The organism is Lysobacter sp. CA199 (assembly GCF_052078715.1).
Classification (GTDB): domain Bacteria; phylum Pseudomonadota; class Gammaproteobacteria; order Xanthomonadales; family Xanthomonadaceae; genus Lysobacter.
Genome location: NZ_JBQJIL010000017.1, coordinates 88,460 through 101,986, shown reverse-complemented (window position 1 = coordinate 101,986; position 13,527 = coordinate 88,460). Strand labels below are relative to the sequence as shown.

The 13,527-nt window shown below is 67.9% G+C and carries 15 protein-coding genes; 8 read left to right on the top strand and 7 right to left on the bottom strand.

Annotated features, from left to right (window positions below):
- The first annotated feature begins 302 nt into the window (after positions 1–302).
- The 4 genes from ACTOWJ_RS27220 (at position 303) to ACTOWJ_RS27205 (ending at position 3,168) form a co-directional block, all read left to right on the top strand.
- A complete protein-coding gene (locus tag ACTOWJ_RS27220) occupies positions 303–1,331 on the top strand; it encodes a hypothetical protein (RefSeq protein ID WP_441337766.1) in 1,029 nt (342 codons plus the stop codon).
- Positions 1,328–1,990, top strand: a complete 663-nt coding sequence (locus ACTOWJ_RS27215; RefSeq protein ID WP_441337765.1) for a DUF3106 domain-containing protein — start codon at positions 1,328–1,330, stop codon at positions 1,988–1,990. The genes ACTOWJ_RS27220 and ACTOWJ_RS27215 overlap by 4 nt, the downstream gene beginning before the upstream one ends.
- Before the next feature lie 97 nt (positions 1,991–2,087).
- A complete protein-coding gene (locus ACTOWJ_RS27210; protein ID WP_441337764.1) occupies positions 2,088–2,405 on the top strand; it encodes an antibiotic biosynthesis monooxygenase family protein in 318 nt (105 codons plus the stop codon).
- Between the two features lie 181 nt (positions 2,406–2,586).
- Positions 2,587–3,168 carry an SMI1/KNR4 family protein gene (locus tag ACTOWJ_RS27205; protein WP_441337763.1) on the top strand — a complete coding sequence of 194 codons (582 nt, stop codon included), beginning with the start codon at positions 2,587–2,589 and terminating at the stop codon, positions 3,166–3,168.
- Positions 3,169–3,230: 62 nt separating this feature from the next.
- Here the strand turns inward: ACTOWJ_RS27205 and ACTOWJ_RS27200 are convergent, their stop codons facing one another.
- On the bottom strand, positions 3,231–3,590 hold the full coding sequence (locus tag ACTOWJ_RS27200; RefSeq protein WP_441337762.1) for a DUF4286 family protein: 360 nt from the start codon (positions 3,588–3,590) through the stop codon (positions 3,231–3,233).
- The gene (locus ACTOWJ_RS27195) at positions 3,587–5,089 is read right to left on the bottom strand and encodes a DUF3667 domain-containing protein (protein WP_441337761.1); all 1,503 of its coding nucleotides are present in this window, start codon (positions 5,087–5,089) and stop codon (positions 3,587–3,589) included. The genes ACTOWJ_RS27200 and ACTOWJ_RS27195 overlap by 4 nt, the downstream gene beginning before the upstream one ends.
- A 123-nt stretch (positions 5,090–5,212) precedes the next feature.
- Here ACTOWJ_RS27195 and ACTOWJ_RS27190 point away from each other — a divergent pair, with 123 nt between their 5' ends.
- Both ACTOWJ_RS27190 and sppA read left to right on the top strand, forming a co-directional pair.
- Positions 5,213–6,634, top strand: coding sequence for an MATE family efflux transporter (locus ACTOWJ_RS27190; RefSeq protein ID WP_441337760.1), 1,422 nt, complete (start codon positions 5,213–5,215; stop codon positions 6,632–6,634).
- 161 nt (positions 6,635–6,795) lie between these two features.
- The gene (gene sppA / locus ACTOWJ_RS27185) at positions 6,796–8,682 is read left to right on the top strand and encodes a signal peptide peptidase SppA (RefSeq protein WP_441337759.1); all 1,887 of its coding nucleotides are present in this window, start codon (positions 6,796–6,798) and stop codon (positions 8,680–8,682) included.
- 157 nt (positions 8,683–8,839) lie between these two features.
- Here the strand turns inward: sppA and ACTOWJ_RS27180 are convergent, their stop codons facing one another.
- The gene (locus ACTOWJ_RS27180) at positions 8,840–9,067 is read right to left on the bottom strand and encodes a hypothetical protein (protein WP_441337758.1); all 228 of its coding nucleotides are present in this window, start codon (positions 9,065–9,067) and stop codon (positions 8,840–8,842) included.
- Between the two features lie 136 nt (positions 9,068–9,203).
- On the opposite strand from ACTOWJ_RS27180, the gene ACTOWJ_RS27175 reads away from it, so the two are divergent.
- A complete protein-coding gene (locus ACTOWJ_RS27175; RefSeq protein ID WP_441337757.1) occupies positions 9,204–9,980 on the top strand; it encodes an SDR family oxidoreductase in 777 nt (258 codons plus the stop codon).
- Positions 9,981–9,990: 10 nt separating this feature from the next.
- On the top strand, positions 9,991–10,572 hold the full coding sequence (locus ACTOWJ_RS27170; protein ID WP_441337756.1) for a hypothetical protein: 582 nt from the start codon (positions 9,991–9,993) through the stop codon (positions 10,570–10,572).
- Positions 10,573–10,822: 250 nt separating this feature from the next.
- On the opposite strand, the gene ACTOWJ_RS27165 is transcribed toward ACTOWJ_RS27170, so the two are convergent.
- From ACTOWJ_RS27165 to ACTOWJ_RS27150, 4 genes are all read right to left on the bottom strand, one after another.
- Positions 10,823–11,494, bottom strand: coding sequence for a DUF4124 domain-containing protein (locus tag ACTOWJ_RS27165; RefSeq protein WP_441337755.1), 672 nt, complete (start codon positions 11,492–11,494; stop codon positions 10,823–10,825).
- The gene (locus ACTOWJ_RS27160; protein ID WP_441337754.1) at positions 11,494–12,261 is read right to left on the bottom strand and encodes a DUF4124 domain-containing protein; all 768 of its coding nucleotides are present in this window, start codon (positions 12,259–12,261) and stop codon (positions 11,494–11,496) included. The genes ACTOWJ_RS27165 and ACTOWJ_RS27160 overlap by 1 nt, the downstream gene beginning before the upstream one ends.
- A gap of 72 nt (positions 12,262–12,333) precedes the next feature.
- Positions 12,334–12,768, bottom strand: coding sequence for an EamA family transporter (locus tag ACTOWJ_RS27155; RefSeq protein WP_441337753.1), 435 nt, complete (start codon positions 12,766–12,768; stop codon positions 12,334–12,336).
- Between the two features lie 71 nt (positions 12,769–12,839).
- Positions 12,840–13,400, bottom strand: coding sequence for a Sua5/YciO/YrdC/YwlC family protein (locus ACTOWJ_RS27150; protein WP_441337752.1), 561 nt, complete (start codon positions 13,398–13,400; stop codon positions 12,840–12,842).
- Between the last annotated feature and the right edge of the window lie 127 nt (positions 13,401–13,527).

Sequence of the window (13,527 nt, the reverse complement as noted above, 5' to 3'; positions counted from 1 at the left end):
GTGCATGGCGGGTCGGCAGCGATGCGCGAGAGCGTTTAAATAAGCCCTCGGGTTAGGTTGGTGAAAAAATCGCCAACAGGCTAAAATCCTTGTGTATCAAGGCTTTGATCGTGAAACATCGCTGTAATGAGGCCTGTGGAGCCAGCAAACTGAGGCCGGATGACGGTTCCATTACTGCTGTGCACAACCGGATTTGGCCGTAAGCCGCGTCCTGCTTCGCGCTGACGCGCCTGAGCGGTTTGTCAAGCAGTTTTGTGGGCCGCGCGCATCGCTATGATGCACCGTATGGTGAAGCCGTTCCGATGAGTTCCACGCCCCCCTCCGCCGCCCGGATCCCGGGCGCTTCCGCTCCCCGATCGAACGCCCCCGCCGCCTTGTCGGCCTTCCTGCGCGGGGTCGAACGGCGCGGCGCGGTGCTGGCCGAATTGCAGGCCGGCGATGCCGCCGCGGGCGATGCCGCGCTGGCTTCGGCCATGGCCGGGTTCCGTACCGTGGCCGCCGAATCGGCACTCAACGAGTGGCCGGCCCGGTTCTGGTCGCTGCTGTTGACCCAGCCCGGCTTGCGTCATCGCACGCCGGTGGCGATCGCGGTGGAAGCCACCGACCGCCTGGCCGAACTCGGCAGCGGCCCGCGCGCGGCCTTGTTGCTGCGCCTGGCCGCCGGCCTGGGCGAGAACGAAGCCGCGGCCGTGCTGGGCGTGGCCCCGCCGACCTACCGGCTGGCGCTGCAGCGCGCGCTGCAGCGGCATGCCGACGGACGCGCCGACCCGCAGGCCTGGCAGCAACTGCGCGAACAGGTTCACCGCCGGATCAAAACCTTGCCGGCCGAGCGCCTGGCCCGGCTCGGGCTGGCGCGCGAGGCCGCGCTGCAGGGCGCGGCGGTGACTGCATCTGCGGCGACCGCACGTCAAGTCGCGGCCCGGCGTCCGCGTCCGCGCTGGCTGATGCCGGTGCTGTGGATCCTGCTGGCCCTTTGCGCCCTGGCCTTCGCCGCGACGTTTTGGTCGCCCGGTGGCATCGTCGGCGGTTGGTTGAACGGCCCCGACGGGGTGGTGGTCAGCCCGTTGCCCGAGGCGGCGGCCCCGGCCGACCGCTACAGCCGCGAATCCGGGCTGATCGCCCACCGCGATTTCGACCTGCTGGCCGACCCGCAGGGCCAGGCCGCCTCCGACGATCTGGAATTCCGCAACTGGCTGGCCGCGCGCGACGCCGGCACCATCCCGGCCGAGGCCCCGGCGGTGCCGATGGAAGCCGAATCGCCTGCCGCGACCGTGCCGTCGGCCGGCAGCGAACCCCAGGGTTCTGAAACCGACACCCAGGAGGGCGAATGACGCCTCGCCTCTCTCCAACTGCGCGCCGCGGCCGTGTCGCGGCGCTCGCCCTGAGCCTCGCCCTGGCCGCATGGCTGCCCGTGCAGGCCCTGGCCCTGCCGCCGGATCTCAACGAAACCCTGCAGCGCCTGCCGCCCGAGGCCCAGGCCCGGCTGAAGGCCAACGGCCAGCGCTGGGACGGCTGGAACGAAGACCAGCGCCGCGAGTTCGGCCAGAGCGCCGCGCAATGGGGCGAACTCAGTGCCCAGCAGCGCGGCGAACGCCGCGAGCGCTACCAGGCTTGGCTGGCCCTGAGCCCAGACGAACGCGCCCAAGTGCAGGCCGCCGCCGCGCGCTACGCCGCGCTGCCGCCGGAACAACAACAGGCGCTGCGTGCGCAATTCGACGAGATCGACCGCAGCCAGCGCCGCGGCTGGCTGCTCGGCCCCGCGCTCGGTGCCGACTATCCGGCATTGCAGCCGCTGCTGGCGCAACTGCCCGAAGCCCAGCACGCGGCGATGCGCGCCGCTCTGCGCGGACTCACCGCCGCGCAACGTAAGGATCTGGCCGTGCTGGTACAACGCACCCAGCCGCAGGATCGCGAAAAGCTGCGCGCCGGCCTGCTCGGCGCGCCGGCGGAACAGCGCGGCGCGTGGTTGCAAGAGGCGCTGGCGCACTGAATCGTAAGCCTGTGATCGCAGTGGCGGATGTACACACCGGCGCGATGGGTGTGACATCCGGCTGCTAGATTCCGCGCGTCCTCATCCGGTGCGCGCCATGATCGTCGAATACATTCGCTACGCCCTCGCACCCGGCACGGCCGAGGCTTTCGAACGCGACTACGCCCGCGCCGCACTGGTACTGGATGGTTCGCCGCATTGTTTGGCCTACGAACTTTCGCGCTGCGTCGACGAACCCGAGCGCTACCTGCTGCGGATCGAGTGGGACAGCGCCGACGGCCATCTCAAGGGATTCCGCGGCAGCCCGGAATTCCGCGAGTTCTTCGCCGCGATCCGCGGCTATGTCGATGCGATCGAAGAGATGCGGCATTACGCGTTGACCGCGATCGTCGCGGCGAAAGCCGCGGCGGTTTGAGCGCAAGTATTTGTCGAATTCGATGCGCGAGCGCTCTTGTGGGAGGGGCTTGAGCCCCGACGCTCTTCGCTCAGTTTGCGATGCGCTCGCCTGTGGGCTACTCAGACCTGATCGGAAAGCGTCGGGGCTGAAGCCCCTCCCACAATAGATTTCGTGCTTTCGCTGTGACCGGCTAACCTGGATGCAGTCACGCGCAGAGCCGATCGACATGGATTTCGCCCAGTACCTTCGAAAAATCGAAAAGATCTACGCAAAACACGATGTCGCGTGGTCGGCGAAAGTCGGCGCTGCCGAATCGAAGATCGTCGCCGGCGAGAACACGCTGGGATTCGCACTCGATCCGGGCTTGCGCGCGGCGTGGGGCGCGATGGACGGTTCGGACGAGGATATCTGGCTGTTCGCCCGGCCCGACTATTTATCCAGCTATGAGTTTCTGTCCGTGACCGATGCTTTGGCCCAGCGCGAGAGCATGCGGCGACGGGCGGGCAAGTACGCGGGCTACGAAGACCCGGAGCCGCGCGATGCGCGGATCCGTCCGGGCTGGTTTCACGAGGGCTGGCTGCCGTTCGCCAACTTCGCCGGCGCGACCTTGATGCTGATCCAGGATTACTCCCCGGCCCCGGGCGGTCGCGCGGGGCAGATACTTTCCTTCAGCCACGATCCGGATCGGATCGAGTACGTCGCCGCGGATTTCGGCGATTACCTCAAGCGTTCGCTGAGCACGATCGAGGCCGATCCGGAAGAGTTTCTGCAGCTGTTCTGAGGCATCGGGTGGGTCGCTCCGAGGCATCGGAGCGTTCGCGTTCGACTCGCCCCGCGATCGCTTCAGCGCGCCGGCACCCGCAACACCCGCCGCGATGCGTTGAACTTCCCGCCGAAACGCGCGATGCCGTCGGCGCGCAGTCGCGGAGCGTGATCGCGCTGGTAGTCGTCGAACGAGGACTGATCGCGCAAGCGGTATTGCACGCACAGCGCGACGCGGCCGGGCTCGGCGGCCGGTTCGCTCACTTCGTGCAGGCTGGCGCCGAGAAAACCCGGCAGCGCGCAGATTTCGCGCATATGCGGACGCAGCCAGGCCAGATAGTCCTCGGCGATGCTCGCGTCGAGATCGAGATTGACTTCGTAGATCACGGCCTGAGCGACGCCATCGGCATCGCCGCAACCTGCGTTCGCGCCGCCGCTCACATCCGCACCACGGCCGCAACCGCCAGCGCCATCGCCGCGAACGTCATCAGGATGAAATACAGCGAGCCGACCACGCTGTAGCGCAGCAAGGTCAGCAACCAACCGTTGCCGTACACGCGCTTTTGCATGATCAGCAGATAGATCGGCATCCACGCCCACAACAAGCCGATCGCCATGCCGCTGATCCAGCCGAAGGCGCTCCAATGCGGGGTGATCGCGGCGCCGAGCAGCATCAGCGCGAAGATCGCCAGGATCGACAGGCACAGATAGACGTGGCTGTACAAGGCGATCGCCAGATGTTCCAGATAACCGCGCCCCGAGCCCAGATAGGCCAGTTTCAGCAGCAGCGCGAACAGCGGCACCATCAGGAACAGCGCGCTCGGTACCGCGCTGGCCAGCGCGCTCACGTAGCGCCACGGTTCCTTGGTCAGCCGCTGGAAATTGGCTTCGCCGCGGCCGATCTGGCGGTTGAGCCAGTCGTTGGCGAACTTCGGCCACCAGGTCACAGTCAGCGGATTGGTCTGCGCGTTCCACGGTTTGCCGTTGAAGCTCAGCGGATCGCCGACATCCTTGCACTCGGATTCGCCGTAACGCTCGGCGTCGGACTTGCGCGCGGCCGGGCCTTCGCTGGCGGTGGCGTGCGCGCGCTGCAATTGGGCGGCGCGGCAGCCGGCTTCGGCGTTGATCAGACGGATCTGGTTGCCTTGTTCGACCGCCGCGTCCGAGCCCGGCGCCAGCGTGGCCAGTTCCTCGCGCAGCGGCGCCACGCGCCGATCGCGCAGGGTTTCGACTTCGGCCAGGGTCTTGGCCGCCAGGATCGAATCGGGCGCGGGGGTGACCGCATCGTGCTGGCCCTGGGCCTTCTGCGCGGCGACCTGCGCGCCGTCGAGCTTTTGTTCCACGCGCAGCGCATCGATGCGCTTGTCGGCCTGGCGGTTCACCGCCTGGATCGAGGTATCGATGGCGTTGCGCGCCTTGGCCGGCACCGCGGCGCTGGCGGCCAGCAATCCCTTGACCGTGCGCGTGCGCAGTTCCTCGACTTCGGCGATGGTCTGCGCGTGCTTGATCTGCTTCTTGGTGTTGCCCAGCCGGACCGTGCTGCTCTGCATGCCGTTGATGTCGAGGAACTGGCTGTTCTCGTCGACATGGATCGCGAACTGGGCGACGAAGAAGGTCAGTACCGAGACGATCACGAACAACCGCAGCGGCGCGACATAGCGCACGCGCTGGCCGGCGATGTAGTTGCGGGCGACCCGGCCCGGAGAGAGCAGATCACGCAAAGTGCGAAAGATCCGCCCGTCCAGGTGCCAGAACGATTCGAACACCTCCTCCAGCGCGTGGCCGACGTGGCGGATCGGATTGACCACCGATTGGCCGCAGGCATGGCAGTAGTGGCCGTGCAGCTCGGCGTTGCAGTTTTCGCAGTGGGTCAGGCCGTGCTGGCTGTCCGCGCCGTGACCGGCAGACTGGCTGGCGCCTGAAGAAGAAGATTCGCTCATCGTGATTCGAGTAAGAGGCTCCCCGGCCTTCACTTTCGAGCGGGTAAGATAGCCGTCCGCCGCGACCCGGCGCCAGCGCCCTAGACCGGATGCGCGGCCGCAGTCGTGCTGTTGGTCTCTCCCATGTCTGCGTCATCCCCCTCTGTCTCCCGCGCCGGTCTGGCTGGGGAGATCCGTACTACCGCGGTTCTGGCCGCGCCGCTGGTCGCCGGCCACGTCTCCACCGGCTTGATCGGCTTCGTCGACAACACCTTGGCCGGCCACCACAGCACCACCACGCTCGCGTCGGTGACGATCGGCACGGCCTTGTGGTGGCTGCCGATGATGGTGCCGATCGGAACCTTGCTGTCGGTGCCGCCGTCGGTGTCGCAACTCGAAGGCGCCGGCCGCCGCGGCGAAATCGGCGCGCTGTTCCGTCAGGCCTTATGGATGGCGGTGCTGCTGAGTGTGTTTTTGTTTGCGTTTTTGACCTTGATCCCGCATACGCTGGGCGCGATGGGCATCGCGCCGGAAATCGTTCCCGGCGCGCGCGAGTTCCTGCACGGCATCCGCTGGGGCGTGCCGGCGCTGACACTGTTCTTCTGCATGCGCTATCTCAGCGAGGGCCTGCATTGGACCTTGCCGACGATGCTGCTCAGCGCGGGCGGTCTGTTGGTGCTGTTGCCGTTGGGCTACGTGCTGACCTTCGGCAAATTCGGCTTGCCGGAAATGGGCGCCGGCGGCCTGGGCATCGCCTCGGCGGCGATGCTGTGGGTGCAGGCGATCGGTTTCTTCCTGGTGTTGCGCAGCGCCAGGCGTTTCGCCGATCTGCGCCTGTTCGAGCGTTTCGACAAGCCGCATTGGCCGACCATCCGCGGTCTGCTCGCGACCGGTCTGCCGATCGGCGTGACGGTGTTGATGGAAGGCAGCTTGTTCATCGTCACCGCGCTGTTGATCGGACGGCTGGGCGAGATTCCGGCGTCGGCGCATCAGATCGCGATCAACCTCTCGGCGTTGTGCTTCATGGTGCCGATGGCGCTGGCCGAGGCGACCACGGTACGGGTCGGCCATGCGCTGGGCCGGGGCGACTACCTCGGCGTGCGCCACGCCGGCATGGCCGGCTACGCGATCGTGATCGGCACGCAGTTGCTGTCGGGCATTTTGCTGCTGACCGCGAACGATCTGCTGGTGAGCTTCTATACCGCCGACGCGGCGGTCGCGTCCCTGGCCGCGTCGCTGCTGCTGTATTCGGCGATGTTCCAGTTCCCCGACGGTATCCAGGTGCTCTCGGCCGGCGCGCTGCGCGGGCTCAAGGACACCCGGGTGCCGATGGTCCTGGCCGCGCTGGCCTATTGGGGCGTGGGCATGCCGGTCGGCGCCGGGCTCGGCCTGGGCCTGGGCTGGGGCCCGAAAGGCATGTGGATCGGCCTGATCGCCGGTCTGACCGTGGCTTCGGTGCTGCTGTGCGCCCGTTTCATCCGTTCCAGCCAGCCCGACCGGCTGGCCGCGCGGGTCGAGGCCGAGCATCCGCATGAGCTCGATCCGCATGAGACCGGCTGTACGTGAGGCAGGGATTGGGGATCCGGGACCGGCGCAGCCCGGGCGTGCCTTTACCAATCCCTAATCCCCAATCCCAATCCCAATCCCGTCGACACAGTTACGAATGGCGGGTGAAACCCGGCCCCGCGCCGGGTTAATCTGCGCACGTATACATGGAGCTGTGCCCAATGAACGATACCTCCCCGCGCCGGGGGCCTGTGCCGCGTTTTTTCATCGGTCTTTGGGACACGATGAACTTCACCCGGCGATTGGTCTTCAATCTGCTGTTCTTCGGTTTCCTGCTGTTCTTCCTGGCCATGCTGGTGATGGGCGGCGGCGCCAAGCCGTTGCAGGAACGGACCACCCTGGTGGTCGCGCCGGAAGGCAATCTGGTCGAGCAGTACAGCAGCGATCCGGCCTCGCGCGCGCTCAATCGCGCGTTCGGCGACAAGACCCCGGAAGTGCAGCTGCGCGACGTGGTCCGCGCGCTGGACGCGGCCAAGGACGACAAGCGCATCGAACGCGTGGTGCTGCGTCTGGACAAGCTGCAGGCCGCGGGCATGGCCTCGCTGCGCGAAGTCGCCGCGGCGGTCGCGCGGGTGCGCGCGAGCAAGAAGGAAGTCATCGCCTTCGCCGAAACCATGGATCAGAAGCAGTACCTGGTCGCCGCGCAGGCCAATGAGGTCTATCTCGACCCGATGGGCGCGATGATGCTCGAGGGCCTGGGCCGCTATCGCCAGTACTACCGCGAGGGCCTGCAGGACAAGCTCGGCGTGGATATCCACTTGTTCCGCGTGGGCGAGTTCAAGTCGGCCGCCGAGCCCTACATCCTCGATGCGGCTTCGGAAGAGTCCAAGACCGCCGACCTGTTCTGGATGAACGACCTGTGGTCGCGTTACCTCGACGACGTGGCCAAGGCGCGCAAGGTCAAAGCCGCCGACCTGATCGCGTCGATCGACGAACTGCCGCAGCGCCTGGACGCGGTCAAGGGCGATGTCGGCAAGTTCGCGCTCGGCCTGAAGCTGGTCGACGGGCTCAAGACCCGCGAAGAAGTCGATGATCTGCTGATCAAGCGCGGCGTCGCCGACGAGGACGCCGAGGGCGGTTACCGCCAGATCGCCATGGACGCCTACGTCGCCGGCCTGGATCGCCTGGTCAATCCGGCCGACCAGCGTCCGCAGGTCGCCATCGTGGTGGCCGAAGGCGAAATCAGCGGCGGCGAGCAGCCGCCGGGTTCGATCGGCGGCGTGTCGACCGCGGCGTTGCTGCGCGATGCGCGCGACGACGAGAACGTGAAGGCGCTGGTGCTGCGCGTGGATTCGCCCGGCGGCGAGGTGTTCGCTTCCGAGCAGATCCGCCGCGAGATCGTCGCGCTCAAGGCCGCCGGCAAGCCGGTGGTAGTGTCGATGGGCGATCTGGCCGCTTCGGGCGGTTACTGGATATCGATGAACGCCGACAAGATCTACGCCGATCCTTCGACCATTACCGGTTCGATCGGCATCTTCGGCATGATTCCGACCGTGCCGCGCGCGCTGGAGAAGATCGGCGTGCACACCGACGGCGTGGGCACCACCCGTTTCGCCGGCTCCTTCGACGTCACCCGTCCGCTGGCGCCGGAAGTCGGCCAGGTGATTCAGACCATCATCAACAAGGGCTACGCCGACTTCACCGGCCGTGTCGCCGCCGCGCGCAAGAAGCCGGTGGCCGACGTCGACGCGGTCGCGCGCGGCCGCGTGTGGAGCGGCGCGCAGGCCAAGGAACGCGGCCTGGTCGACGCGCTGGGCAGCCTGCAGAACGCGATCGACGATGTCGCCACGCGGGCCAAGCTCGGCAAGGCCGGGGACTACCGCGTGCGTTACGTGGAGAAGGTGCCGACTCCGTTCGAGCGCTTCTTCGCCAACTTCGCTTCCAGCAGCGCCGGCAGCGCCCTGCTGGGCCGCTCCGACCTCGCCCGCGGCCTGTTGGCCAAGGCGTTGCCGCAGACGGCTTCGGATCTGCGTTTCGTCGAAAGCGCGATCAAGCCCACCAGCGGCGTGCCGGTGAAGGCGCTGGCTTACTGCTTCTGCGAGCTGTAAGTCTCACGGCTCCTCTCCCGCGGAGCGGGGTGAGGGCCGCTGGCGACGCCGCGCACTGAGCGCAGCGCGTCGGGGCTGAAGCCCCTCCCACAAGAAACGTCAAGCCGACACAACCGACGGGCCGCATCGCGCGGCCCGTTTGCGTTTGCGCCAGCGCTCAGCCGCCGGCCGCTTCGATCGCATCGCGGGTCTGTTGCGCGCCCTGATCGACCGTGTCCTGCGCCGACTTGGCCTTGTCCAACGGCTGCTGGATCGCATCGCGCAGTTGCGTGGCCTGCGGCTCGACCGGGCGTTCCTTTTCCGGCGGCTGCGGCTTGGAGCAGGCGGCCAGCGCGCAGCACAGCGCGGCGCAGGCGAGGGCGGGTACGATCCGGTTCGGGTTCATCGCGGCATCCTCGGGGCGGTTCGGCCGTTATGCTACGCCGGTCGCGTGCCGCGCGGGTCGAACCGCGGCACGGCCGCGACATGGCGCTCATCGAATCAAGGCCATCGAGTCAAGTTCACAGAATCTGGAGAACCTCATGGATCCCAAGCGTTGGCGATTGGACGGACAGCTCGCGCTGGTCACCGGCGGCAGCGCCGGCATCGGCCGCGCGATCGCGCGCGAACTGCTGGGCTTCGGCGCCGACGTGCTGTTGGCCGCGCGCGACGCGACCGCGCTGGAATCGGCGCGGGCCGAATTGCTCGAGGACTTTCCCGAGCGCGACGTGCAGGGCTTCGTCGCCGACGTCGCCGACGACGAACAGCGGCGCGAACTGCTGGACTGGGTCGAGGACTTCGGCGAAGGCCTGCACATCCTGGTCAACAACGCCGGCGGCAACCTCAGCAAGCCGACCACCGACTACACCGAGGACGAGTGGCGGCATATCTTCGAGATCAATCTGTTCTCGGCCTTCGAACTGTCTCGCTACGCCTACGCTTTGCTGACCCGGCACGCGTCTTCGAGCATCGTCAACGTCGGCAGCGTGTCGGGCAATCTGCACGTGCGCACCGGTTCGCCTTACGGCATGAGCAAGGCGGCGATGCATCAGATGACCCGCAATCTGGCGGTGGAGTGGGCCGAGGACGGCGTGCGGGTCAACGCGGTGGCGCCGTGGTATATCCGCACCCGTCGTACCTCCGACAAGCTGGCCGATCCGGATTATCTCGACGAAGTATTGCTGCGCACGCCGCTGGGACGCATCGGCGAAGCCGAGGAAGTCGCCGCCGCGGTCGCGTTTCTGTGCTTGCCGGCGGCCGGTTACATCACCGGCGAATGCATCGCGGTCGATGGCGGGTTTCAGCGTTACGGGTTTTGAGTGCGCGGGCGTGAGCAAGCCGAAGCACGAACTCAGGCCGTCGAGGAAGGCGGCCGTATACCTGCCATTGGGTGTCGTCTTGTTGTTGATGCTGGTTCTCGCGGCGGCGGCGATGGATCCCTTCGTGCCATCGCCGGAAGCGGCCTGGCTCGGCCCGGCGGTGTTGCTGCTGGCCGCGGCGGCGACCTTGGCGCTGATCTTGGCGACGGCCGTCCGGTCGGATGAGTCGCAGCTGACGTCATGGGCCCACTGGCGCGACGCGGCGATCGGGATGCTGTTTTACGCAGGGTTTTTCTTCGTCCTGTACGTCGTGCTGCGCCTTTGCGTGCCGCTGCTGCTGCATCATCTGGCCGGCACGCGCCCGGCGGTACAGGTCGAAGCGGTGCAGGTGCACGAATCGATGTTGGTTCGCGGCTGCCGCAACGCGGCGGTGTTGCCGGGTGACAGCTTGTTGTTGCGCCGTCGGGTATGTCGGGTGCCGAAAAATCTCGTCGGCGCGCTGCGTGACAGCGGGCGCATCCAATTGCGCGGCACGCGTTCGTATTTCGGAATTCAGGTCGAGGACTACTCGGTCGCGCCGCCGTCGCGCTGATCGGGCGTTGCGGTGACGATGCGCGAACGCGGGGAGGGCGCGGGCGTGGCGCGCCGCGTTGGCGCCGGGGGTTGCGAGGCCCTTCCACAACAGACCTCGCGGGCGCGTGGAATCGGACATCGTCGCTTGCGGCTGCGGCTGCGGCTGCGGCTGCGGCTAGGGCTTCGGCTTCGAATCGAGCGAATCGAGCGAATCGAAATCCTGGTCCGATCCGAATCAGAGCCGCGGAATACCGCTGCTGCTTGGCGTTCTACTTACCGCAGGTACTCTCGGTCACGATACGCTGAATCCGTTCGACTTCCGCGGCCGAGGCGTCGCGGCTGTCGCTGCGGCCGAAGCGCAGCGCCGATTGCGCTTCGCGCAGGCGTTGTTTCCAGTTTTCGCACAGATGATCGTCGGCGATGCGCTGGCATTGGTCGCTGGTCATCTGGCAGGCCGTGCCGGCTCCGCTGCCGACGCTGCCCAGGCCGGTGGTCTGCAACGGCGCGCAGCGCTGCGGCGGATTGGCGTCGTCGTTGAGGTAACGGCTGCCATCGTAGATCCGGCATTCGTACAGCACCGGCGGCGGCAGGCGATCGGCGTCGGCGATGGTCGGAGCGGCCGGTTTGGGCGCGGGCTTGGGCGCCGCTTTGGGGGGCGGCGTGGCCACCGACGGCAATTGCGAGGACACCGGCGGATGCGGCGGCGGCGCGTTGGCCGGCGCGTACGGCGCGACCGGCTGGGTGATGAAGGTCGGCGGCGAGGACGACACCGGCGCGCCCTCGATCACGCGTTTTTCCTGTTGGCTGCCTTTCGGGCACGGCGTGTTGTTCTGCACCGTCAGCTGGCCCAGCGCGTCGGTGCAGCGGTAGATGACGATCTTTCCCTGGGCGTGCGCGCCGGCGCTGATCAGCAACACGAGGGACACGAACCACACGCGCATCAGTAAGCTCCGCAATCGGTGTTCAACTGCGCATCGATGACGCGCTGTTCCTGGGTGATCTGGGTGCGCTCGCTCTGCAGCGCGCTGTTGTAGCGGCGGTCGCCCTGGTAGCGCTGGTCGCGCAGGCGCGAACACACTTCCTGTTGCGGCAGTTGCCGGCATTCGTCGCGGACCAGCTGGCTGCCGTAGTAGACGCCGTAACCGTAATCGTAGCCGCCGGGATAGTAACCGCCCGAACGCGCAGTGGCGGCGTACTGGACGTTGCGGTGGCGTCCGGACACGGCGATGCTCGCGCTGGACTCGCCCAGACGCGGCGGCGGCGCGCCGATGCGATTGCCCAGGGTGTTGCGATCGGGGTAGTAGGGAAGGCCGTAGCCCAAGTCGACGATCGGCATCAGCCGCGGATTGCCGTCGCCGTTGCTGCTGGTGTACGAGCTGCCGTCGGGGCGCACGCAGTCGAACATCGGTTGCGGGTTGCGCAGCATCAGCACGCGCGGCCTGGAGTCGGCGGTCGGTCGCGGCGACGGCGCGGCCACGGCCTGGACGGCGCGCGGCGGCGGATCGACCGGCCGGGTCATGGTCACGGTCTGCTGTTGTTGGCCGCGCGCGCAGGGCGTGTCGCGCAAGCTCAATTGGCCGCGCTCATCGGTGCAGCGATAGATCAGCACATCGGCGGCCTGCGCGCCGCCGGACAGGGCGCCGCCCAGCAGCAATCCGGCCAGCGCGGCCAGGGCGAGGCGGTTACTGCGGAAAAGGGCAGAGTTCATGCGCGCATCTTGCGCCTGCGCTGCGTTACGGGAAAGTCGAATCCGGCCCTGGATCCGACTGCCGGCGCAGGCTCAGCGCCGCCAGACCAGAACCAACACGCCGCCGCCGACCATCAGCAGCCCCAGCCACTCGCGCGGACTGGGCCATTCGCCCAACAGCAGCACCGCGAACAACGCCGCCAGTACCACGCTGAGCTTGTCCACCGGCACCACCTGGGCGACGTCGCCGAGCTTGAGCGCGCGGTAGTAGCACAGCCACGAAGCGCCGGTCGCCAGCCCCGACAGCACCAGGAACAGCAGCGAACGTGTGGGCAGCGTGCGTGGATCGACCCATTGCCCGCTCAGCGGCACCAGCAACGCCAGGACCGCGACGATGACCAGGGTCCGCACCAGGGTGGCGTAGTCGGCGCTCACGCCCTGCACGCCGAGTTTGGCCAGCACCGCGGTCAGGGCCGCGAACACCGCCGACAACAAGGCCCAGGCCGCCCAGGCCGGTATCGAGTTCATGGCAAGGCTCCGCGATTGCGACCGGCCGAGCATAGCGGCACCGCCATGGCCGCACGGTCGTGCCGCGCGGCTCAGGCGCGCAGGACTTCGCCGGTTGCGGCCACCCGGATCGGCGTCGGCGCGGTCAGCCCGCCGGTCTCGCCGGTGCACACCCCGTCGGCCAGCGCGAGCAGGGCGCGATCGAGTTGGTCGCGCTGGAACGCCGGCGGCTGGCCGGCGAGATTGGCGCTGGTCGAGACGATCGGTCCGCCATGCGCCAGGCACAGCGCGCGCGCCTGCGGATGCGCGGTCACCCGCACCGCGACGCTGCGGTGCTGGCCGCTGATCCAGGCCGGTACCGCGGCGGTCGCCGGCACCGCCCAGGTGTTGGGGCCGGGCCAACTGCCGCGCACCGCCTCGCGGCGGTCGGGCGGCAGGACGTCCCAGTCGATCAGCGCATCGAATTGATCGGCCGACGCGGCGATCAGGATCACGCCCTTGTCCACCGGCCGGCGCTTGATCGCCAGCAGACGCAGCACCGCGGCCTCATCGAACGGATCGCAGCCGATGCCCCAGACCGCCTCGGTCGGGTAGACGACGATACCGCCGCGGGCGAGCGCGGCGGCGGCGAGTTCGAGGCTCAGATCGGGCATGCGGATAGGCGCGCAAGGGTCGATGCGACAGTGTCGCACGCACGCTCCGGCGCTGTGTCCACCGTCGATCGTGTCGCCGCCGGGCATCGCGGCCGCGCCTTCCAGGCACGGCTGCGATATCCGGGGC